General features: G+C 72.2%; 16 protein-coding genes. 8 read left to right on the top strand and 8 right to left on the bottom strand.

The features are described from left to right. Positions 1-5 precede the first annotated feature (5 nt). A complete protein-coding gene (locus tag FB388_RS05800) occupies positions 6-1,220 on the bottom strand; it encodes a sarcosine oxidase subunit beta family protein (protein ID WP_142097904.1) in 1,215 nt (404 codons plus the stop codon). Next, positions 1,217-2,527 (bottom strand): serine hydroxymethyltransferase, encoded by a 1,311-nt coding sequence (gene glyA, locus FB388_RS05805; protein ID WP_142097907.1) that lies wholly within the window; start codon positions 2,525-2,527, stop codon positions 1,217-1,219. The genes FB388_RS05800 and glyA overlap by 4 nt, the downstream gene beginning before the upstream one ends. A 95-nt stretch (positions 2,528-2,622) precedes the next feature. Between glyA and FB388_RS05810 the strand changes: the two genes are divergently transcribed. After that, complete coding sequence (locus FB388_RS05810; RefSeq protein ID WP_142097909.1) at positions 2,623-3,282, top strand: GntR family transcriptional regulator; 660 nt, start codon at positions 2,623-2,625, stop codon at positions 3,280-3,282. Positions 3,283-3,366: 84 nt separating this feature from the next. On the opposite strand, the gene FB388_RS05815 is transcribed toward FB388_RS05810, so the two are convergent. After that, positions 3,367-4,173 carry an IclR family transcriptional regulator gene (locus FB388_RS05815; RefSeq protein WP_142102631.1) on the bottom strand — a complete coding sequence of 269 codons (807 nt, stop codon included), beginning with the start codon at positions 4,171-4,173 and terminating at the stop codon, positions 3,367-3,369. Between the two features lie 136 nt (positions 4,174-4,309). On the opposite strand from FB388_RS05815, the gene FB388_RS05820 reads away from it, so the two are divergent. The 4 genes from FB388_RS05820 (at position 4,310) to FB388_RS05835 (ending at position 8,779) form a co-directional block, all read left to right on the top strand. Then, positions 4,310-4,642, top strand: a complete 333-nt coding sequence (locus FB388_RS05820; protein WP_142097912.1) for a bifunctional 3-phenylpropionate/cinnamic acid dioxygenase ferredoxin subunit — start codon at positions 4,310-4,312, stop codon at positions 4,640-4,642. Beyond that, a complete protein-coding gene (locus FB388_RS05825; RefSeq protein WP_142097915.1) occupies positions 4,642-5,817 on the top strand; it encodes an NAD(P)/FAD-dependent oxidoreductase in 1,176 nt (391 codons plus the stop codon). Before FB388_RS05820 ends, FB388_RS05825 begins: the two co-directional genes overlap by 1 nt. A 28-nt stretch (positions 5,818-5,845) precedes the next feature. Next, positions 5,846-6,970 (top strand): aromatic ring-hydroxylating oxygenase subunit alpha, encoded by a 1,125-nt coding sequence (locus FB388_RS05830; protein WP_142097918.1) that lies wholly within the window; start codon positions 5,846-5,848, stop codon positions 6,968-6,970. Positions 6,971-7,069: 99 nt separating this feature from the next. Next, the gene (locus tag FB388_RS05835; RefSeq protein WP_142097921.1) at positions 7,070-8,779 is read left to right on the top strand and encodes a BCCT family transporter; all 1,710 of its coding nucleotides are present in this window, start codon (positions 7,070-7,072) and stop codon (positions 8,777-8,779) included. 103 nt (positions 8,780-8,882) lie between these two features. Here FB388_RS05835 and FB388_RS40210 read toward each other — a convergent pair whose 3' ends face one another. Beyond that, positions 8,883-9,341 (bottom strand): hypothetical protein, encoded by a 459-nt coding sequence (locus tag FB388_RS40210; protein WP_246121660.1) that lies wholly within the window; start codon positions 9,339-9,341, stop codon positions 8,883-8,885. 226 nt (positions 9,342-9,567) lie between these two features. On the opposite strand from FB388_RS40210, the gene FB388_RS05845 reads away from it, so the two are divergent. The 3 genes from FB388_RS05845 to FB388_RS40815 all read left to right on the top strand — a co-directional run bounded on the left by FB388_RS05845 (position 9,568) and on the right by FB388_RS40815 (position 15,064). Next, the gene (locus FB388_RS05845; protein ID WP_211361783.1) at positions 9,568-14,190 is read left to right on the top strand and encodes an HAD-IC family P-type ATPase; all 4,623 of its coding nucleotides are present in this window, start codon (positions 9,568-9,570) and stop codon (positions 14,188-14,190) included. A gap of 220 nt (positions 14,191-14,410) precedes the next feature. After that, positions 14,411-14,803, top strand: coding sequence for a pyridoxamine 5'-phosphate oxidase family protein (locus FB388_RS05850; protein ID WP_142097926.1), 393 nt, complete (start codon positions 14,411-14,413; stop codon positions 14,801-14,803). Positions 14,804-14,929: 126 nt separating this feature from the next. Further along, on the top strand, positions 14,930-15,064 hold the full coding sequence (locus FB388_RS40815) for a hypothetical protein (RefSeq protein WP_281290380.1): 135 nt from the start codon (positions 14,930-14,932) through the stop codon (positions 15,062-15,064). Between the two features lie 27 nt (positions 15,065-15,091). Here FB388_RS40815 and FB388_RS05860 read toward each other — a convergent pair whose 3' ends face one another. From FB388_RS05860 to FB388_RS05875, 4 genes are all read right to left on the bottom strand, one after another. Next, on the bottom strand, positions 15,092-16,834 hold the full coding sequence (locus FB388_RS05860) for a heparan-alpha-glucosaminide N-acetyltransferase domain-containing protein (RefSeq protein ID WP_211361784.1): 1,743 nt from the start codon (positions 16,832-16,834) through the stop codon (positions 15,092-15,094). Positions 16,835-17,417: 583 nt separating this feature from the next. Next, positions 17,418-18,638, bottom strand: coding sequence for a CaiB/BaiF CoA transferase family protein (locus FB388_RS05865; RefSeq protein WP_142097929.1), 1,221 nt, complete (start codon positions 18,636-18,638; stop codon positions 17,418-17,420). Further along, the gene (locus tag FB388_RS05870) at positions 18,631-19,776 is read right to left on the bottom strand and encodes a DUF3500 domain-containing protein (protein ID WP_142097932.1); all 1,146 of its coding nucleotides are present in this window, start codon (positions 19,774-19,776) and stop codon (positions 18,631-18,633) included. Before FB388_RS05870 ends, FB388_RS05865 begins: the two co-directional genes overlap by 8 nt. Then, positions 19,773-20,108, bottom strand: coding sequence for a cupin domain-containing protein (locus FB388_RS05875; RefSeq protein ID WP_170225488.1), 336 nt, complete (start codon positions 20,106-20,108; stop codon positions 19,773-19,775). Before FB388_RS05875 ends, FB388_RS05870 begins: the two co-directional genes overlap by 4 nt. Positions 20,109-20,115 lie beyond the last annotated feature (7 nt).

Here is a 20,115-nt window from a genome sequence, read left to right on the forward strand (position 1 = left end):
TTCTCCTAGTGGGCCACGGCGGCGGCGCCGTGCTCGTCGACCAGCGCGCCGGTGACGAAGCGTTCGAGGGTGAACGGGGCGTTGTAGGGGTGTGGTTCGTCGTGGGCGATGGTGTGGGCCATGCACCAGCCGACGCCGGGCGTGGCCTTGAACCCGCCGGTGCCCCACCCGCAGTTGAGGTAGAGGTTCGCGTAGGGGGTGAGCCCGACGATGGGGGAGGCGTCGGGGGTGGTGTCGACGATGCCGCCCCAGGTGCGCAGCAGGTGGGCGCGGGCGAACACCGGGAACAGCTCCACCGCGGCGGCCATCTGGCGTTCGATGATGTGGAAGGCGCCGCGCTGGCCGTAGCCGTTGTAGGAGTCGATGCCGGCGCCCATCACGAGCTCGCCCTTGTGGGCCTGCGAGACGTAGACGTGGATCGCGTTGGACATGACGACGGTGGGGTGCACGGGTTCGAGCAGCTCGGAGACCAGTGCCTGGAGCGGGTGGCTCTGCAGTGGCAGGCGCAGGCCCAGCTGGTCGGCGAGCACCGAGGTGTGGCCCGCGGCGCAGAGGGCGACCTTGCCGGTGGCGATGTCGCCGCGGGTCGTGCGCACGCCGGTGACCCGATCGCCGTCGGTGATGAAGCCGGTGACCTCGCAGTCCTGGATGAGGTCGATCCCGGCCTCGTCGGCGCGGCGGGCGAAGCCCCAGGCGACGTAGTCGTGCTTGGCGATGCCGGCGCGGGGCTGGTAGGTGGCGCCCAGCACCGGGTAGCGGATCTCCTGCGAGGTGTTGACGATCGGGCAGACCTTCTTGACCTCGTCGGGGGTGAGCCACTCGGCGTCGACCCCGTTGAGTCGGTTGGCCTCCACCCGGCGGACGCTGTCGCGCACGTCCTGCAGGCTGTGCGCCAGGTTGAGCACGCCCCGCTGGCTGAACAGGATCGGGTAGCCGAGGTCGTCCTCGAGGCCCTCCCACAGTCGCAGCGCGTGCTCGTAGATCGCCGCGCTCTCGTCCCACAGGTAGTTGGAGCGGATGATCGTGGTGTTGCGGGCCATGTTGCCGCCGGCGAGCCAGCCCCGTTCGAGTACCGCGACGTTCGTGATGCCGTGGTTCTTCGCGAGGTAGTGGGCGGTGGCCAGGCCGTGCCCACCCGCACCGACGATCACCACGTCGTAGGAGCGCTTCGGCTCCGGGTTGCGCCACAGGACGTCCGGGTGCTCGGGCAGCGGGTTCATCGGGGACCGTCCTCGAGAGCCGGGTAGAGGGGGAAGCGTGCGGCGAGCGCGGCCACGCGCTCGCGCAGTGCAGCGATGGCCTTGTCGTCGGTGGCCGGGCGCAGCGCGGTCGCGATGATGTCGGCGACCTCGGCGAACTCGTCCGCGCCGAATCCACGGGTGGCGAGTGCCGGCGTGCCGATCCGGATCCCGGAGCTGACCATCGGGGGCCGCGGGTCGAACGGCACCGCGTTGCGGTTCACGGTGATCCCCGCGGCGTGCAGCCGGTCCTCTGCCTGCTTGCCGTCGAGCTCGGAGTGGCGCAGGTCGACGAGCACGAGGTGGACGTCGGTGCCGCCGCTCACCACGCCGATGCCGGCGGCCCGCGAGTCCGGCGCGAGCAGCCGGTCGGCGAGCAGCCGCGCGCCGAGCAGCGTGTGCTCCTGCCGGTCCCGGAACGCCTCGCTCGCGGCCAGCTTGAACGCCACCGCCTTGGCGGCGATCACGTGCTCGAGCGGGCCGCCCTGCTGGCCGGGGAACACCGCCGAGTTGAGCTTCTTCCGCAGCGCCGGGTCGTCCTCGGCGGAGAGGATCACGCCGCCGCGGGGCCCGCCGAGCGTCTTGTGGGTGGTGGTGGTGACGACGTGCGCGTGCGGCACCGGTGAGGGATGCAGCCCGGCCGCGACGAGCCCGGCGAAGTGGGCCATGTCGACCATCAGGTACGCGCCGACCTCGTCGGCGATGCGGCGGAACTCCGCGAAGTCGAGGTGGCGCGGGTAGGCCGACCAGCCGGCCACGATCAGCTTCGGGCGGCGCTGTTGCGCCAGCCGCTCCACCTCGGCCATGTCGACGCGGTGGTCGTCCTCGCGGACGTGGTAGGCGGCGACGTCGTAGAGCAGGCCCGAGAAGTTGAGCCGCATGCCGTGGGTCAGGTGGCCGCCGTGGGCGAGGTCGAGGCCGAGGATCGTGTCGCCGGGCTGCAGGAGCGCGGCCATGGCGGCGGCGTTGGCCTGGGCGCCGGAGTGCGGCTGGACGTTCGCGAAGGTCGCGCCGAAGAGGTCCCTGACCCGGTCGGTGGCGAGCCGCTCGACGACGTCCACGTGCTCGCACCCGCCGTAGTACCGGCGGCCCGGGTAGCCCTCGGCGTACTTGTTGGTGAGCACCGAGCCCTGGGCCTGCATCACGGCGACGGGGGCGAAGTTCTCGCTGGCGATCATCTCCAGCGTCGTCTCCTGGCGCCGGAGCTCCGCGCCGACCGCCGCGTGGATCTCGGGGTCTACCTGGGCGAGGCTGCTGTTGAGGGTGGTCCGGACCTGGGTCGGGAGCATCTGGCATCCGATCTGTCGTACCAAGGTCTCTAGACTGATATATCAGTCGGCGGTGTACGGTAGGTCCGCTCTCGGGACGACGTCAAGGGGTGGTCATGGGTCTCGCCGCGCAGCTGGCCGTACCGGCGTCGCTCGCCGACCAGGCGTACGAGGGGATCCGTGATCGCCTGGTCATGCTGGACATCCGGCCGGGTGACCCGCTGAACGACGACGCGCTCGCCCAGGAGCTCGGCACCGGTCGCACGCCCGTGCGCGAGGCGTTGAAGCGGCTGGAGGGCGACCGGCTCGTGGTCGCCTATCCCCGGCGGGGGACGTTCGCGACCGCGGTCGACATCACCGACCTGGCGCACATCTCCGACATCCGCGCGCAGCTGGAACCGCTCGCGGCATCCCGGGCGGCGGAGAACTCCTCCGCCGCCACACGCGCGCGCCTCGCCGACCTCGCCGAGGACGTCGCCGGGCTCGAGGCCCGCATCAGCGACCGGCGCGAGCTGCTCCGGCGCGACGTCCGGGTCCACCGCGAGATCTACCGCGCGGCGGGGAACCCGTACCTGGAGGACATCCTCGTGCGGCAGGACAACCTCGCCACCCGGATCTGGTGCCTGTTCCTGGACCGCATCCCGGCGATCGCCGGCCACGTGGGGGAGCACGTCGCCCTCCTCGAGGCCATCGTCGAGGGCGACGCCGACACGGCGGGACGGTTGGCGCTGGAGCACGTCGTGGGCTTCGAGCGGGCCGTCCGCGCCGTCCTCTAGTCCCGCACGATTCCGACGAACGGCGCGTTCGTCGGTTAGGTTCCGACGAACGCGCCGTTCGTCGGAAACGGTGCTGCTGCTCGCCTACCGGCGCGTGGCGCCGAAGTAGCCCAGGCGGCTGCTGATCTCGCGCGCGCCCGCGAGCAGGTGCGCCGCGACCTCGGGGAACGACTCGACCGTGAGCCGGTACGACGGACCGGACGCGCCGACCGCCGCGACCACGTCGCCCGCGGAGCTGTGGACGGGCGCGGCGACCGCGTTGAGGCCGACCTCGAGCTCCTCCGCGGTCGACGCCCACCCCCGCGTGCGGACCCTCGTCAGCTCCGCCTCGAGCGCGGCGGCGTCGGTGATGGTGCGTGGCGTGTACTCGATCAGGTCGCCGGCGAGGGCCTGTTTCACCGTGTCGTCGTCGGCCCAGGCCAGGAGGACCTTGCCGCTGGCCGTCGCGTGCAGCGGGGTGCGCTGACCGGTCCAGTTGCGGCCGCTGATCGCCGAGCTGCCGTACTCCTGGAGGATGTTCGTGACCTCGCCCGTGTCGGCGATGGCGAGGTTGACCGTCTCGCCCAGCTCGGCAGCGAGCAGCCGGCAGACCGGGCGGCTCTCCGTCGTCAGCTCGAGCTGGGCGGTCGTGGCGCCCGCCAGCCGGACGATGCCGCGGCCCAGGTGGTACTTGCCGCGCTCCTCGAGCTGCTCCACCAGGTCGCCGTTCTCGAGCGCCTCGATGAGCCGGAAGGCGGTCGACTTGTGGACGCCGAGCTCAGCGGCCATCTCGGTCACGCCCGCGCCGTCGCGTCCCCGCTCGGCCAGCAGGTACAGGATCGCGATGGCGCGATCCACCGACTGGACCTGGGACGGGGCGGCCTCCCTGCCGTGGCGCGCTGAATCGGACATCACGCCCCGACTCTACGGCCGTCGTCGTCTCGGAGCAGTTCCTGCGTCTTGACGACGCCTGACGTCAGCCTCATCATGTTGTTGCTGATAGCGAGAGCTGTTGCGCCATCTGAAACAAATTCGTAACGGAGGCGAAATGATCCTCGTCGGTCGACCGGAGGACGTACCGCCCGGCGACGCCGTGCGGATCGAGGCCGGAGGCGGGTCCGGGCTGCCGATCGCGGTGTTCAACGTGGACGGTGAGTTCCTCGCCATCGACGACACGTGCACGCACCAGGACGCATCGCTGGCCGACGGCTGGGTCGAGGGCTGCACGGTCGAGTGCCCGCTGCACGCCGCCTGCTTCGACCTGCGCACCGGCATGCCGTCAGGGCCTCCCGCGAAGACGCCCGTGCGCACCCACGAGGTGGTCGTCGCGGACGGGCTCGTCTACGTGCGCGTGGCGGAGTCCGTGGAGGCGGCGGCCTGATGCGCGCGGTCGCGGTCATCGGAGGCTCCCTCGCCGGTCTCGCCGCGGCGCGAGCCCTGCGCGAGCACGGGTTCGACGGCCGGGTCATCGTCGTCGGCGACGAGGAGCGGCTCCCGTACGACCGCCCGCCCCTGTCGAAGGAGTTCCTGGCGGGCAAGATCGGTGTCGAGGACCTCGCGCTGACGACGGACACCGACGCCGACCTCGATCTGGACTGGCACCTCGGCGTCCCGGCGGCCGGACTCGATGTGCGCGGCCGGTCGGTCGTGCTGGCCTCGGGGCGGAGGATCGAGGTCGACGGCGTCGTGCTGGCCACGGGCGCGCGGGCGCGGCCGTTCCCCGGGGCCCGGCTCGCCGGTGTCCACACCCTCCGCTCCCTCGACGATGCGGTCGCGCTGCGGGACGAGCTGCTGGCCGGCGGACGGCTCGTGGTGATCGGTGCCGGGTTCATCGGGGCCGAGGTGGCCTCGACGGCGCGCGACCTCGGCGTCGAGGTCACCGTGATCGAGGCGGACCCGCTCCCGCTCGGCGGCGTACTGGGCCCCGAGCTCGGCGCGGCGTGCACGGCGCTGCACGAGGACAACGGGGTCCGCCTGATCAGCGGAACCCCCGTGACCGGCCTCGTGGGAACCGACCGGGTTCAGGGGGTCCGGCTGGCCGGTGGCCGCTCGGAGCCCGCCGACGTGGTCGTGGTCGGGATCGGCGCACTGCCGAACATCGAGTGGCTCGCCGGATCGGGCGTCGACCACGACCACCGCGGGGTGTGGACGGACGCCGGGGGCGCGACCAACATCCCGCAGGTCGTCGCCGCCGGGGACTGCACGTTCTCGTACTGCCCCTACGCGGGCGTCGACCTGCGCCAGGAGCACTGGACCAACGCGATCCAGCAGCCCGCCGCGGCGGTGGAGAGCCTCCTCGGACTGCCCGTCGCCGCGGCCCGGCCATCGGCGCCCTACTTCTGGTCGGACCAGTACGGGGCACGGCTGCAGTTCGCCGGCCACCGCCTGCCCGACGACGCCGTCGAGATCATCGAGGGCGACCTCGGCTCCCGGCGCTTCGTCGCCGGCTACCGCCGCCGTGGCGAGCTCGTCGCGGTGTTCGCGATGAACCAGCCCAAGCTCTTCGGAAAGTGGCGCAGGCAACTGGTCGCCCCCGCGCTCGCCGAACTCTCCTGAATCCCACTCCCCGCACGAGAGGTGTCGCGTGCCCGCTCCCACCCACGTGTCTCCTAGCCTGATCTCCACCCTTCCGGGCCTCTCCTACACCGATGCCGCGCTCTTCCAGCGCGAACAGGAGAAGATCTTCGAGGCCCGGTGGATCGCCGCCGCGCGCAGCGCGGACCTCGACGGCCCCGGTGCGTTCCGCACCCTCGACGTCGGCCGGGAGAACGTGATCCTGGTCCGCGGCCGCGACGGGCAGTTGCGCGCCTTCCTGAACGTGTGCCGCCATCGCGGTGCCCGGGTTTGCATGGAGCGGTCCGGCGTGGCGCGGCGGAACATCCAGTGCGGCTACCACGCCTGGACCTACGGCCTGGACGGCAAGCTCGTCGCCGCCCCGAACCTGACGCAGATGCCCGATCTCGATCGCACCGCGTACGGGCTCGTCCCGGTTCCGGTGCGTGAGTGGCTCGGCTACGCCTGGGTCTGCGTCGCCGACGAGCCGCCCTCGTTCGAGGACACGGTGATCGGTGCCGTCACCGAACGGCTCGGAGGCACGGGGATCATCGAGGGCTGGGACATCGAGAACCTCGAGGTCGGGCGCCGGATCAGCTACGACGTGCGCGCCAACTGGAAGCTGATCATCGAGAACTTCATGGAGTGCTACCACTGCGCGACCATCCACCCCGAGCTGACGGAGGTGCTGCCGGAGTTCGCCGACGGGTTCGCCGCGCAGTACTTCGTCGGGCACGGGGCGGCGTTCGCCGAGGAGGCGGAGGGGTTCACCGTCGACGGGAGCGCCGGTGTGACGGTGATCCCCGGTGTCGTGGACGGCCACGACCGGAAGTACTACGCGATCACGGTGAACCCGCAGGTGTTCATCAACCTCGTCCCGGACCACGTGATCTTCCACAGGATGTACCCGGTGGGCCCGGACCGCACCGTCGTCGAGTGCGACTGGCTCTACCTGCCCGAGGTCGTGCGCAGCGGCCAGGACCTGGACCGTTCGGTCGAGCTGTTCCACCGGGTCAACCAGCAGGACTTCGACGCCTGCGAGCGCTGCCAGCTCGCCGCCACGTCGAAGGCGTACGCCCAGGGTGGGGTCCTGGTGCCCAGCGAGCACCACATCGGTGCCTTCCACACCTGGGTCACGGAGCAGCTCGCCATGTGAGCGACGTTCGTCCCGACCGGCCTACCGAGCGAGCTCGACACCCACCACGGCCCGCCCTCGACGAGGAGGGCCCAACCGAAGAGGAAGGGTCGACGCGACATGGTCCTACAGGTTCCATCCGACTCGAGCGAGATCCCCGACGACATTCCGCACGTCGCCCCCGACGGGCGGACCGGCGTGGACAGATGGGTCTTCGGATCGTCGGCGGTGCTGGTCGTGGCGTTCATCGCGTGGGGGCTCCTGCGCACCGAGTCCATGAGCGCCGTGATGTCCGCGGTGCTCAGCGGTGTGATGCGGGCCGGGGGATGGGCGTTCGTGCTCGCCGCGAGCGGGTTCGTCGTGTTCGCCCTGTGGCTCGCGGTCAGCCGGTACGGCCGGATCCCGCTGGGCCGCGACGGTGAGGCACCGGAGTTCCGCACGGTCTCCTGGATCGCGATGATGTTCAGCGCCGGGATGGGCATCGGGCTGATGTTCTACGGCGTCGCCGAGCCGCTCGCGCACTTCTCGGACCCTCCGCCGGGCACGGCGGCCGCCGGCACCGACGCGGCGTTCGACGTGGCGATGGCCACCACCTTGTTCCACTGGACCCTGCACCCGTGGGCGATCTACGCCGTCGTCGGGCTCGCCATCGCCTACAGCACCTTCCGCAGGCGCCGCCGATCCCTGATCAGCTCGGCCTTCGAGCCGCTGCTCGGCGCCAGGCGCTGCGAGGGCCCGATCGGCCGGGCGATCGACGTGATGGCGATCTTCGCGACGCTCTTCGGATCGGCGGCGTCGCTCGGCCTGGGTGCGCTGCAGATCGGCGGCGGCCTGCAGGCAGGCGGCTTCCTGGACGAGGCCCCGACCGCGTTGCTCGTGGTCATCATCGTCGTGCTCACGATCGCGTTCGTGGCCTCCGCGGTGAGCGGTGTCGCCAAGGGCATCCAGTGGTTGTCGAACATCAACATGGTGCTGGCGGTGGTACTCGCGGCCTTCGTGTTCGTCGCCGGACCGACGATCCTCATCCTCAACCTGCTGCCGACCGCGATCGGCGACTACTTCGGTGACCTCGCGGCGATGGCCTCCCGCACCGGCGCCACCGGCGGGGACGCGACCGAGGCCTGGCTGTCGGGGTGGACGGTCTTCTACTGGGCCTGGTGGATCTCCTGGACCCCGTTCGTCGGGATGTTCATCGCCCGGATCAGCCGCGGTCGCACGATCAAGTCGTTCGTCGCGGGGGTCATCCTCGTGCCGAGCCTCGTCAGCCTGGTCTGGTTCGCGATCTTCGGTGGAGCGGCGTTGACCCTCCAGCGCACCGGGACCGACCTGGCCTCGCAGTCGGCGGAGGCCCAGCTGTTCGGGGTGCTCGGGGCCTACCCGCTCGGTGCCGTGCTCGGCGTCGTGGCGATGGTCCTGATCGCGATCTTCTTCGTCTCGGGCGCCGACGCGGCCTCGGTCGTGATGGGCACGCTCTCCGAGCGCGGCTCGATCCACCCCTCGCGCGGTGTCGTCGTGTTCTGGGGCGTGGTGATGGGAGCGATTGCCGCCATCATGCTGATGGTCGGAGGGGACGATGCGCTCAGCGGCATCCAGAACCTCACGATCATCATGGCCGTGCCGTTCGGGCTGGTCATGATCCTGCTGTGCGTGGCGCTCACGAGGGACCTGCGGCACGACCCGCTGATCCGCCGGGACGACCGGTCGCAGCGGGCCGTGGAGCAGGCCGTCGGCTGGGGAATCGACAACTACGGCGACCGGTTCTTCCTCAACGTCAAACCGGCTCCGCAGCAGACCCGTCCGGGTGCCGACGGAGGGGGACGGTCATCGTGACGGTCCGCGGCGGACCCGGACGGACGCGTCCCGGTTCCCGCGGGGCGCAGCCGGACGCCAGGGCTACCTGCCCAGGCGCAGCGATCCCGTCTCGATGGTCAGATCACGTGTCCCGAGGAGCGTCTGCCGGCGGCTTCTGGGCGGGCGGTGTCGGGTCGGCAGCGCCTCGGCTCGCCAGTGCGCTGCCGATACCGATGGCGGTGGCCACCGGCCACTCGATCACTCCAACGGCCGCGGTCGCGGCCAGCCCCCCGTAGAACAGCATCGACTTGCGCGAAGGCGGTTGCGTGGGCAGCAAAGATCGGACTCCGCGAGCGGCGGCCTGGAGATCCTGGCGCGTGGGGGTGCGCAGGTCCGGCATGCGGAACTGCGCCGTCACGAAGGGGAGGTTGACCGTCGCTGAACGATGCCCTTCGAAAGGTCCCTCCGCGGGGCGCTCCGGGCGGATCTCCTCGGCCGGCGTGCTGTCCGCGCTCGCCTCGGCTTTGCGGCCTGCCTGCTCGTCAGCCGGCGTCGCAGTGCCGCCGGTGCGCGTGTCTGCGTTCCTCGTCTTCCCGGCCACTGCTCACCTCGCTGGGCCCGATCCATGGATGGTTCGGGTTGTGCCCGAACGGCCCGGATTTCAAACCATGTGGATCAGGGGATCTCCTGCCTGGTGGTCTTGTCTCCAGGAGGGGACCGGTTGCGTATGACCCGTTCGCGAGCGAGTTGACGGGTCGCGACCCGGGATGCGCGTCTCGGGACGGGGTAAACGGGCGCTACGGATGCCGTCCGCGCAAGGAGTTCCGGTGGCCCTACCCCGTCTCACCGATGTTGCCCGCTCGACGGCGGGGGTGGCGTTCACCGTCACCGCGACCGGTGTCGGGTTGACGGCGGGCCTGGTGGCCGGCACGGCCAAGGTCGGGGTCCGCGCCACCCGCGCCACCACCAGCGCGACCGCTGCCGTGGCCGGTGGTTCGTTGGGGCTTGCGCGGCGCGCGGCGGTCGAGACGGTCCGGTTCGCCGGCACCGCGGTGACGGGGACGGACCCGCTGGCCGAAGGCGGGCTGGAACGGATGGCGGAGGCCGCCCGAGGCATTTTCGAACCGGCGGAGGAACGACACCACCGCCGGGTCTGGGTCGACGGCGGCCACGCACACGTCGAGCTCGCCGAGCCGGCCGTCGCGGATGACCCGGAGGTCCGCCGCACCCTGCGGCGGCGGCTCGAGCGGCTGGAGGGCGTGGAGTGGGCGACCGTCAACGACGTGGTCGGTCGCGTCCTCGTCGCGTTCGACCAGCGGCGGGTCCGGGTGGAGGACGTCGTCGGCGTGGTCAGCTCGATCGAGCAGGCGCGCGGGGGGCGGCCGGTCTTCCCGCGCCACGACGAGCACCCGGGCGACCTCGAACCCCTGCTGGCCGCGCTCGTCGCAGCGGCCATCGACACGGCGGCGATCGGTGTGGCCTTCGCGGGCAAGGTCCTCCCGGTGCCCGCGCTGACCCGGCACGCGACCCTGGTGCTCGCCCTGCTCGACTCGCAGCGCTGGATCTCGAGCCGCATCACGGAGCGGATCGGGCCGGTCGGAACCGACCTCGCGTTCACCGGCGCGAGCGCCCTGCTCCACGCGCTCACCCAGAGCCCGACCGTCCCGGCGCTCAACGCCGTCGCGGCCATCGAGCGGGCGATGGAGATGTACGCGCGCCGCGACGTCTGGCGCCGCCTGGAGCCGGAGCTGTGCCGACCCCACCCGGCCGACGAGCCCGATCCGATCGCGCCGCCGGGGGAGCGACCGGTCCCGCTGCCGCCCGGACCGGTCGAGTCGTACCACTCCCGGCTCGGCCCGACGTCGCTCGCAGCCGCGGTGGGCGTGCTCGCCCTGACCCGCGCGCCGGGGCGGTCCGCTGATCTGCTCAAGGCCCTGACCCCCAGGACGGCGATGCTGGGGCGGGAGTCGTTCGCGTCGGTGCTCGACCTGCTGATGTGTCGGCGCGACGTGCTGCCGATGGACGGCTCGGCGTACCGCCGCCTGGACCGGATCGACGCTGTCGTCGTGGACAGCGACGCACTCTGCACCGGCCCACCGATCGTGGCCAAGGCGAGCTCCGAGGTCGAGGGCTGGGACGACCAGACGATCTGGACCGCGGCGGCACGGCAGCTCGACAGCCCCGACCGCGGGGACAGGACCTGGTTGGGCCCGCCGGAGGAGTCGCCGGACGCGCCCGGTGGCGAGGTCAGGGCGGTGCTCGACGGCGACCGGCGGGTCGGGACGGCGGTGATCGCGGCGGAGCTCGATCCGCGTGCGGAGGCGCTGCTCAAGGCGGCGACCGGTGCCGGCCACCGCCTCGTGCTCACCGAGCACGTCGGGACGCGCGAGCTCACCGGCCTCGCCGACGAGGTCGCGCCCGCGGACGAGCCGCTGCTGGCGACCGTGCGCCGGATGCAGACGGACGGTCGGGGCGTACTCGTCGTGTCCGCAGTGGACGGTCCGGCGCTGATGGCGGCCGACGTCGCCGTCGCGCCGGTCCGGCCCGAGTGCGCCCCTGCGTGGGCTGCGGACCTGGTGACCGGGGCCGGTCTCGTGGACGCGTGCCGCATCGTCGCCGCAACCGAGGTGGCCCGCGACATCAGCCGCCGGGCCGTGAGCGGGGCGATCACGGGCAACGTGCTCGGAACGCTGCTCGCCGCGGTCGGCGATCCGCGCCGCGGACAGAAGGAAGCCCCCACGCCGGGCAAGATCGCGACCGTCGTGATGATGGCGCACGGGACGTGGGCTGCGCTGCGGCTCGACGCCCAGCCCCCGCCCCCGGCGACCGTGCACACGCCCTGGCATGCCCTCGAACCCGAGCAGGTCCTCCGCCGGATCGCCGATGGGCGCCCGGAACCCGACGAGGTGCAGCACCCGCCGTGGCCGTTCGTGTCCACGCTCCCCGTCGCCCACTGGCCCGTCGGATGGCCCGTCCGCTTCGCCCGCACGGTCACGGCCGAGCTGTCCGACCCGCTCACGCCGATCCTCGGTACGGGGGCCGGGGCCACTGCGATCCTGGGCGAGTTCACCGACGCCGTGCTCGTCGGTGGGGTGATGGCCGGCAATGCGCTGATCAGCAGCCTGCAGCGGCTGCGCACGGAGACGGCGCTCGAGTCCCTGCTGCTGCAGCAGGAGACGGTCGCCCACCGGGAGGGCGACGGGGGCCGCGAGGACGTCCCCAGCGGTGACCTGCGGATCGGGGACGTCATCCTCGTCGAAGCCGGGGACGTGGTAGCCGCCGACGCCCGGCTGCTGGAGGCATCCGATCTGGAGGTCGACGAGTCCAGCTTGACCGGCGAGTCGCTCTCGGTCGCCAAGTCGTCCACGGCCACGCCGGGGGCCGACGTCGCGGACCGCACGTGCATGCTCTTCGACGGAACGACAGTGGTCGCCGGCACCGGGCGGGCCGTCGTGGTGGCGACCGGGGAGGCGACGCAGGCCGGGCGGGCCGCCACCGCGGCCGGAACGGCGCCACCCGCGGTCGGCGTGCAGGCGCGGCTCGGTGAGCTCACCAGGGCCGTGCTGCCGGTGACCCTCGCCGGGGGCGCCGTCGTGGCCGCGCTCGGCGTGCTGTGGGGTCGTCCGCTGCGCGAGGCGATCGGGGCCGGCGTGGCCATCGCGGTCGCCGCGGTGCCCGAGGGACTGCCACTCGTGGCGACCGTCGCGCAGTTGGCTGCCGCGCGTCGGCTGTCCGGCCGCGGCGCGGTCGTGCGGAGCGCCCGGGTGCTGGAGGCCCTCGGCCGGGTGGACACCGTGTGCTTCGACAAGACCGGAACGCTGACCGAGAACCGGTTGCGCGTGGTCCGCTTGGTGCCGGCCGAACTCGACGACGCGATCGGCGAGGACGAGCTGCTCGGGCTCGCCGCCGCGGCCGTCGGCAGCGGAGACGACCAGGCGCACGAGACGGACCGAGCGGTGCTGGAGGCGGCGTCGGAACGCGGGATGCGGGCGGCGGGCGAGCCGGACCGGGCCCTCTCGTTCGCAACCGGGCGCGCCTTCTCCGCCGCCGTGCGGGACGGGCGGCTCGTCGTGAAGGGTGCCCCGGAGGTCGTGCTGCGGCGCTGCGGCCGAGTGGGTGCCGCTCGGAAGCGGGCCACGGAGCTCGCCGCAGAGGGGTTGCGGGTGCTGGCGGTGGCCGACCGTGAGATCGGTCGGTGCCCGGACGACCTCGACGAAGCGGCGCGCAAGCTGCGGCTGCGCGGGTTCGTCGCCCTCGCCGACACCGTCCGCGGGTCGACGGTTGCGGCTGTGGAGCAGTTGCGCGCTGCCGGAGTCCGGGTGCTGGTCGCGACCGGGGACCACCCGGAGACGGCGAGCGCGATCGCAGCCCAGGCCGGCGTTCCCGATGCCGAGCGCGTCGTGACCGGCGCCCAGCTCGCCCGGGCCTCCGAGGCCGAACGGACCGAGCTGGTGCGCGGTGCGGCCGTCTTCGCCCGGCTGTCGCCGGAGCAGAAGGTCACGCTGGTGGCGGCGCTGCGGCGGGCCGGGGCCACACTCGCGATGACCGGTGACGGGATCAACGACGCGGCCGCGATCCGGCTGGCCGACGTCGGCGTCGCGGTGACGAGTACCGAGTCGCCGGCCGCGCGCAAGGCCGCGGACGTGGTGCTCACCGACATCGACCTGACCCGCCTGGTCGACGCCATCGCCGAAGGGCGGGCCATGTGGGCGAGGGTGCGCGACGCGGTGTCGGTGCTCGTCGGCGGTAACGCCGGAGAGATCGCGTTCACGGTCCTCGGCACCGCGTTCGGAGGGCGGTCCCCGCTCACGACCCGGCAGCTGCTGCTGGTCAACATGCTCACGGACATGTTCCCGGCGCTGGCAGTCGCGGTGGCCGCGCCTCGTCGCGCAGCCGCCGGCGGTGAGGACGACGGGCCGCTGGCCGCACATCCGCTCAGGGACGTCCTGCTCGCCGGCCCGCACCGCGGCTTCACCCACTCGGTCCGGCAGATGGTGCTCGTGCGCGGCGCGGCGACGGCGGCCGGGGCCGGCGGAGCGTGGGCCGTCGGCCGGGTCACCGGCACCACCGCCCGGGCCAGCACGATGGGGTTGGCCGCACTGATCGCCAGCCAGCTCGGCCAGACCGCGTGGGCCGGGCGGCGCAGCCCGCTGGTCGTGATGACCGCCGCCGGATCGCTCGCTGCGCTCGCCGCCGTCGTACAGACGCCCGGGGTGAGCCGGTTCTTCGGCTGTAGACCGCTCGACCCGCTCTCCTGGCTGGTCGTCCTCGGCTGGGCCGGGACGGCGACGGTCGGAGCCGAGGTCGTACCGCGCCTGGTGGGCGCGTGGCGGACGCAGGGCGATCCGCCCCGCGCACTGCCCGCTGGCCCCGCACGGCCTCCGGACACGGCCGCAGTCGAGCACCGCGACCTGCACAGTGTTGCTCATGATGGCGAGCTCACTCAATGAGCAGCCGCCCTGGCTGACGCTAGTCCCGCAGGAGCTGACCGAGGATGCCGTGCAACTGGTCACGACGCGGGACGCCTGCCCGCCGCTGCACGGGCAGGAACTGGCGGCTATCCGATCCGACGCTCGCCCCAGTGCTTCTCGATCCGCTTCCAAAAGGTCGCGGTGGTGCGCGACGTCCCCCTCAACCCCCGCCGGTGCGAGAGTCACGGAGGATGACGCGATGACCACCTTCGAACCGGAGATCGAGCGCCGGCTCACCGGCGAGTCGATCGCCTGGCTGGCGACGGTGCGTGCGGACGGGACGCCACACGTGACCCCCGTGTGGTTCGTGTTCGAGGGCGGCACGTGGTGGATCGGGTGCAACGCGAACTCGGTGAAGGCCCGGAACTGTCGGCTGCGCGCGGCGGTGTCCCTGGCGCTGGAGGATGGCCGTGTGCCTGTCGTTGCGGAGGGTCGGGCGATGGTGCGGGCAACAGGCTTCCCCAAACACATCGTCGACGCCTTCGCGCGCAAGTACGACGGCTGGGACATCCAGGCGGACGACGGAGCAGGCGCCCGAGCCCTGATCGAGGTAGCAACATCCCGCTGGCTACTGCGAGGCGTCGCTCAGTAGCGCCGCCAGCTTCCGCGCCGAATTCGCACCGAGGCCACCGCGTTGGCCGCGACCCCGTCCCGACGAGGTCGTGTTCGGCACGAGCTACGCCGTTGACACACCCTCACCCACGCCACCCGGGCGATCGTGCTGGTCGCGCTGCTCGGGGCGCTCGGCACGATCGTCCTCGGCGACGCGAACGACCTGCTTCTGCTGGCCGCCGCGTTCCTGCTGACCAGCATCCCCTTCTATGCGCTGGCTCGCTGGGCCCGGGTGTCCTGACGAGTGACCGGGGCCGGCGAGCATCGGTCAGCAGTTCTCGTCCTCGAAGGCGTCTACGGTGGCCTCGGCCTGGGAGAGGGTGCTGCCGTTGGGTGCGGTCACCCCCGGCACACCCGCCGCCCTGTAGTCGGCGACGAGGGTTGTTACGGCGTCCCGGATCTGGGCAGGAGCGGCCTGCGGGAGTTCGCTCAGCGCTGAGGCACCCTTCTCGGCCACCAGTTCGGGCTGATCGGGGTGCGCGTCGTCGAGGGTGTACAGCTGATCCGCCAGCTCGCAGTATCGGTCGGCGCTTGCGGCTGGTTCGACCGCGGGCGGGGACGCCGGTTCCTGGGCCGGTTCGGGCGCGGAAACCAATGGCGGTGTCTGGGTGTCGGGCTCGTCCGGGCCTTTCGCGTCGTCCTCCGACGCGGCACTGCCGGCGATGTCGGCGGATTCGTCGTCCAGTGGTGTGGCGTACGCGGCGCCGGCCCAGCAGGTCAATGCGAGCACCGCGACGCACACAACCGATCGGAGGATCTTGGCTGTTGTCCGAGAGGCTGCGCCCGACGCGGCGTCCCGCGCGGCCATCCGTCGTACCGCGGTGGCCGAATCCGCCACGAGCGCCTCGAGCGGGCCTTGCTTGAACCGCGACCTCCAGGCCGCGGCCAGCGCCAGAGCGCCGACGACCATCGCGAGGAAGAGCAGCACCGGGTCGTCGCCCAGAAAGCCCGTCGCGAGCAGGATGAGGTGCGCGGAGTACATCGTGAGCGACATGCTGCCTGCGGCGGCGATCGGCGCCAACGCCCGAGCGACTGCGGGGATCCGGGTCAGCAGCAGGGCGGCCCCGAGCACGGCGGCGGCCGAGCCCGCTGTGTGCAGGACGTCCACCGGGGTGTGCGAGTGCGGGGTGGGTAGCGCGAGGTACCACGGTGACGTCGGTTGCTCGGGCTCCCACAGCAACGCCGTGACGGCACCCGGGTCGTCGCGCAGTCCGGTCGCCTCGATGAGCCGGTCGAGCCCGCCCATCCGGTAAAGCAGGATGTCGGACACCGCGCGGGCTGTCGCGGCCAGTGCGAGCCCGCCGGCCAGCAGCCACCATGCGAGGCCGCGAGAGCGCAGGTCAAGCCGCCCGATCGCCAACCCGATGCAGAGGTAGGCGAGATAGACCAGGGCGGGGTACTCGCCGGTGAGGAACAGTTGGTCAAGCAGCCCGAGAGGGTCCTGGAAGAGCGTGCCGAAGGTCGGGTCTACGGCGGAATCGAAGTCGGGGCGGCTGGCAAGCGCTGTCACGACGAGCACCGGCCCGACAGCGGTCGCCAGTGCGGCAACGAAGATCAAAACGAGTGGCGTGCACCAGAGCAGCGGGATCGCAAGCAGGAAGAACAGACCGTAGAACGGCAGGATCCCGTCGATCCCGTTGAGGGGCGCGAGGTATCCGAGACCGAGGCCGATCGCGCCGACCAGAGCCGCCCGGGCCGCGAGGCCTGCTGCCGCCGCGACCCGCTCGCGTCCGCGGACGCCTTTGCTCCCGCCGGACAGGAACGCCAGGCTCACCCCGGCGACCAGGACGAACGTCGTGGCCGCTCGCCCACCGGCAACGAACTGCGCCACGGTCGGGGCGCCATCGTCGGCGAGCGTCCCGAACGCGTGGGTCGCCATCATCCCGATCAACGCGAGTCCTCGCGCAACGTCCACGCCGATCACACGCGGTCTACGGCCGGTGACCGCCGAGCCTCCGCCGGTCAAGACGGCCGTCGACGGTTCATCTCGTCGTTCCAGTTTCGGCGCCACAGGGGTACCTCCCGAGGTTCGAGTCGAACACCGGTTGGCCGTGCGCTGGACGCGCGTACCCCGCTGCGCCCGCTACCTGCCGTTCCGGCTGCTGTGCCATCAACGCCAGCCTGGCGAGCGCGCGCCGCACGAACCATGGGGTGAGCCCGCCGCCGCGGAGGGCTTGCCCTACCCGTCTGTGGCGGTATCCCGCTCGATGAGCCGTCGAACGAGTAACGGGAAGGTGGTGTTGAAGCCACCGCGACCAGCCGCTTCCCTCAGATCATCGCGTGTGATCGGGGGCCAGGGAGGCATGCCTGGAGTCTTGCACCGCAGTCCGACTGGACTGGGTGTCTCCCCAGCTCGGTTGCGGCTGGCGCACTCCTTCGAACTCGCCGACGTGGAGCCAACCGTGGTGCGAACGCCTAGTGGGCCTATGCGCAGGCCGAGTTGGAAGGGGCTCCGGCACCGACCCCGGCGACCGATGCGGATCGCGCGCTGGGTCAGGGGTTCGGGAGCACGAGGATCCCGGCGAAGCGGCCCGGGCGATCGAACAACTCGTGCGCGACCGAAGGTGGAACGGGGCGACGCGGTGAGGCCGTGTTCAGCCCGGCCGGCCCGACGGCCCATCCTCCCGCCCCCTGCCGCCGCACTCGGCGAGGACGAGCGGACGGTCCTGGTCGAGCCCGGGCGGCGGCGTGTGATGGATCCGGGTGCGCTCGCTGCCGTCGGCGTCGAAGAACCGGACGGCCGGGCCCGGGAGCGTGATCGGCCCGGCGGCCGGGTGGTCGACCGTCACCACGAGGCGCTGGCTGGCCACTTGGTCCCACGCGTAGACCTCGTCCAGGGTGCGGACGGCGCCCGCGGGCACCCCGAGCCGGTCGAGCTCGTCGAGGAGCTCAGCCTTCGTCCGGTCGGTGAACGCCGCCTCGATCAGACGGGCGAGCTCCTCCCGGTGGGCGACCCGGTGGGCGTTGCGGTCGAAGCGCGGGTCGTCGCCGGGGAGGCCGAAACCGTCCGAGAGTCGTCGCCAGAGTGCCTCGCTGCCCACCGCGATCTGGACAGCACCGTCCTTGCAGGCGAACAGCCCGTACGGCGCGATCGTCGGGTGGTGGTTGCCGCTCGCCCGACCGAGCTCGGCGCCCACCGTCCATCGGGTGCCCTGGAAGGCGTGGAGGCTGACACCGGCGGCGAGCAGCGAGGTCCGGACGATCTGGCCGCGGCCGGTCCGGGTTCGTTCGAGCAGGGCGGCGAGGACACCCGTAGCCCCGTTGAGGCCCGCGGTGAGGTCGCAGATCGGGACCCCGATCCGCTGGGGGGCGTCCGGGCCGGAGCCGGTCAGCGACATCAGCCCGGTCTCGCCCTGGGCGATCTGGTCGTAGCCCGGCCGGTGGGCGTCCGGCCCGTCGTGGCCGAAGCCGGTGATGGACAGCACGACCAGCCGGGGATGGTGGGCGAGCAGGGTCTCCGGAGCCAGGCCGAGCCGGTCGAGGACGCCGGGCCGGAAGCTCTCCACCAGGACGTCGGCCTTGGGCAGGAGCGCCTCGAAGACCGCGCGGTCGGCTGCGTCCTTGAGGTCGAGGGCGATCGATTCCTTGTTGCGGTTCGCCGCGAGGAAGTAGGTGGCGACCCGCTCCGCAGCGTTCTCACGCCCGATGAATGGTGGACCCCATCCCCTGCTGTCGTCCCCACGGCCGGGCACCTCGACCTTGATCACGCGGGCGCCGAGATCGCCCATGATCATGGCCGCGTGCGGTCCAGCAAGTGCGCGGGAGAAGTCGAGGACGAGCATCCCGGCCAAAGGGCCGGAACCCGGCTCACTCATCGCGGCTGCCCTCGTGGGGCGTGGATGCCTCGGATCGCGAGGGGCCTCGGTGCTGGGCCGCCCGGTGCTCGGTCAGGACGTCGATGCCGAAGTCGTTGGTGGGGTCCCGCCACACCGCGTGGACGTGGTTCGCGTCGTCCTCGGTGTTGTCGAACTCGACGAGGGTGACCGGCCCCTCGATGCGGAAGTAGTGGGGGACGTCGATCGTGTGGCCGCCCGCCCAGACGAAGTGCAGCTCGTCGAGCCCGGCTGCGCGGATCCGGTCCATCTCGCGGCCCACCTGCGCCGGCCGGACGTTGCCCAGGAAGGAGGCGAGCAGCTCGTCGAACGCTCGTGCCTGACTCGGGGTCATCGCCGATCGGGGCAGGCCCCGGGGCGCGCCGCGGACGTAGCGCAGCGCGGCTCGGTCCTCGTCGGTGATCATCGCGTCGCGGCGGCCGACGCCGTGCACGTCGGGCCATTCCTCGGCGCCGATCACCGGGACGCACCGGGTGGCGAAGTCCGGCGGCGGCACCGGGTGGATCGTGGCGGTCGCGCGCTGGGCCGGGTCGAGCGCGTCGAGCAGGCGGAACGCCCGGTCCTCCTCCTCGCCGAGTATCCGGAACGGGCCGATGCGCGCGGGCTCGGCCCCGAGCAGGAAGGGCGTCACGGCCATGCGGTCCTGGCCGATGATCGTGACGTTGAGCGAGAGGTGGTGCCCGACGAGCCGCCATCCCCAGTGGGTGTCCGGCTGCGGCTGGTCGAAGAACGTGAGGTAGTAGCCGTTCGGGTCGCGGAAGTGCGCCGCGACGTGCCCGAAGACGCCGACGTTCAGCTCGCGCAGCACGTTCTCGAGGCTCATCACCTGGATGGCCTTGGCGTAGCCGGTCAGCGAGGTGCTCTGGGCGACGAGCCGGTGGGCGAGGTAGCGCTGGGCGTCGGTCATGTCGCGGAGCGGGAGCCCGGCGCGGCCCGACTCGGGCAGGAAGTTCCAGTGCATCCGGTTCTCGTCGCTCATCGGCACGACGATCCGGGCGCGCTGCTCGGCGGTGAGGTGGTCGAACAGCGCCATCGCGGCGAAGGTGACCGCGGTCGGGTCGAAGTCGCCGTCGACGGGCCGGTTGCGGGGCTGGTGGTGCAGCACGTCGTCCGGCGTCACGACGTCGCCCTGATCACGAGCATGCTGGCCGGGACGTCGCCCTCGTTCGTCACGGCGCGGGTCTCGCCCTTCGCGAAGTGCACGGTGTCGTGCGGCCCGGCCACGACGCGGCGACCTGCGCTCTCGAACGTCAGCCCGCCGGATAGCAGCACGTAGACCGTCTCGGCGGGCTGGACCGCCGGTGCGGCCCGGCCGCCGGGCTCGTAGCGGGAGAGGACGACCGTGAACCGGTCGACGGGCGTCGCCGGCCCGCCCTGCACCCACAGCGGTGCGACCCCGTCGTGACCGGGGGACTCGAACGGCTCGGCGTCGGACAGAGCGGTGACTCGCACGATGGTG

Source organism: Pseudonocardia cypriaca (assembly GCF_006717045.1).
Classification (GTDB): Bacteria; Actinomycetota; Actinomycetes; order Mycobacteriales; family Pseudonocardiaceae; genus Pseudonocardia; species Pseudonocardia cypriaca.

Bases quoted from the DNA above. Each gene is read 5' to 3' on its own strand.
- FB388_RS05800 (WP_142097904.1), bottom strand. From the start codon at position 1,220: ATGAACCCGCTGCCCGAGCACCCGGACGTCCTGTGGCGCAACCCGGAG.
- glyA (WP_142097907.1), bottom strand. From the start codon at position 2,527: ATGCTCCCGACCCAGGTCCGGACCACCCTCAACAGCAGCCTCGCCCAG.
- FB388_RS05810 (WP_142097909.1), top strand. From the start codon at position 2,623: ATGGGTCTCGCCGCGCAGCTGGCCGTACCGGCGTCGCTCGCCGACCAG.
- FB388_RS05815 (WP_142102631.1), bottom strand. From the start codon at position 4,173: ATGTCCGATTCAGCGCGCCACGGCAGGGAGGCCGCCCCGTCCCAGGTC.
- FB388_RS05820 (WP_142097912.1), top strand. From the start codon at position 4,310: ATGATCCTCGTCGGTCGACCGGAGGACGTACCGCCCGGCGACGCCGTG.
- FB388_RS05825 (WP_142097915.1), top strand. From the start codon at position 4,642: ATGCGCGCGGTCGCGGTCATCGGAGGCTCCCTCGCCGGTCTCGCCGCG.
- FB388_RS05835 (WP_142097921.1), top strand. From the start codon at position 7,070: ATGGTCCTACAGGTTCCATCCGACTCGAGCGAGATCCCCGACGACATT.
- FB388_RS05850 (WP_142097926.1), top strand. From the start codon at position 14,411: ATGACCACCTTCGAACCGGAGATCGAGCGCCGGCTCACCGGCGAGTCG.
- FB388_RS05865 (WP_142097929.1), bottom strand. From the start codon at position 18,638: ATGAGTGAGCCGGGTTCCGGCCCTTTGGCCGGGATGCTCGTCCTCGAC.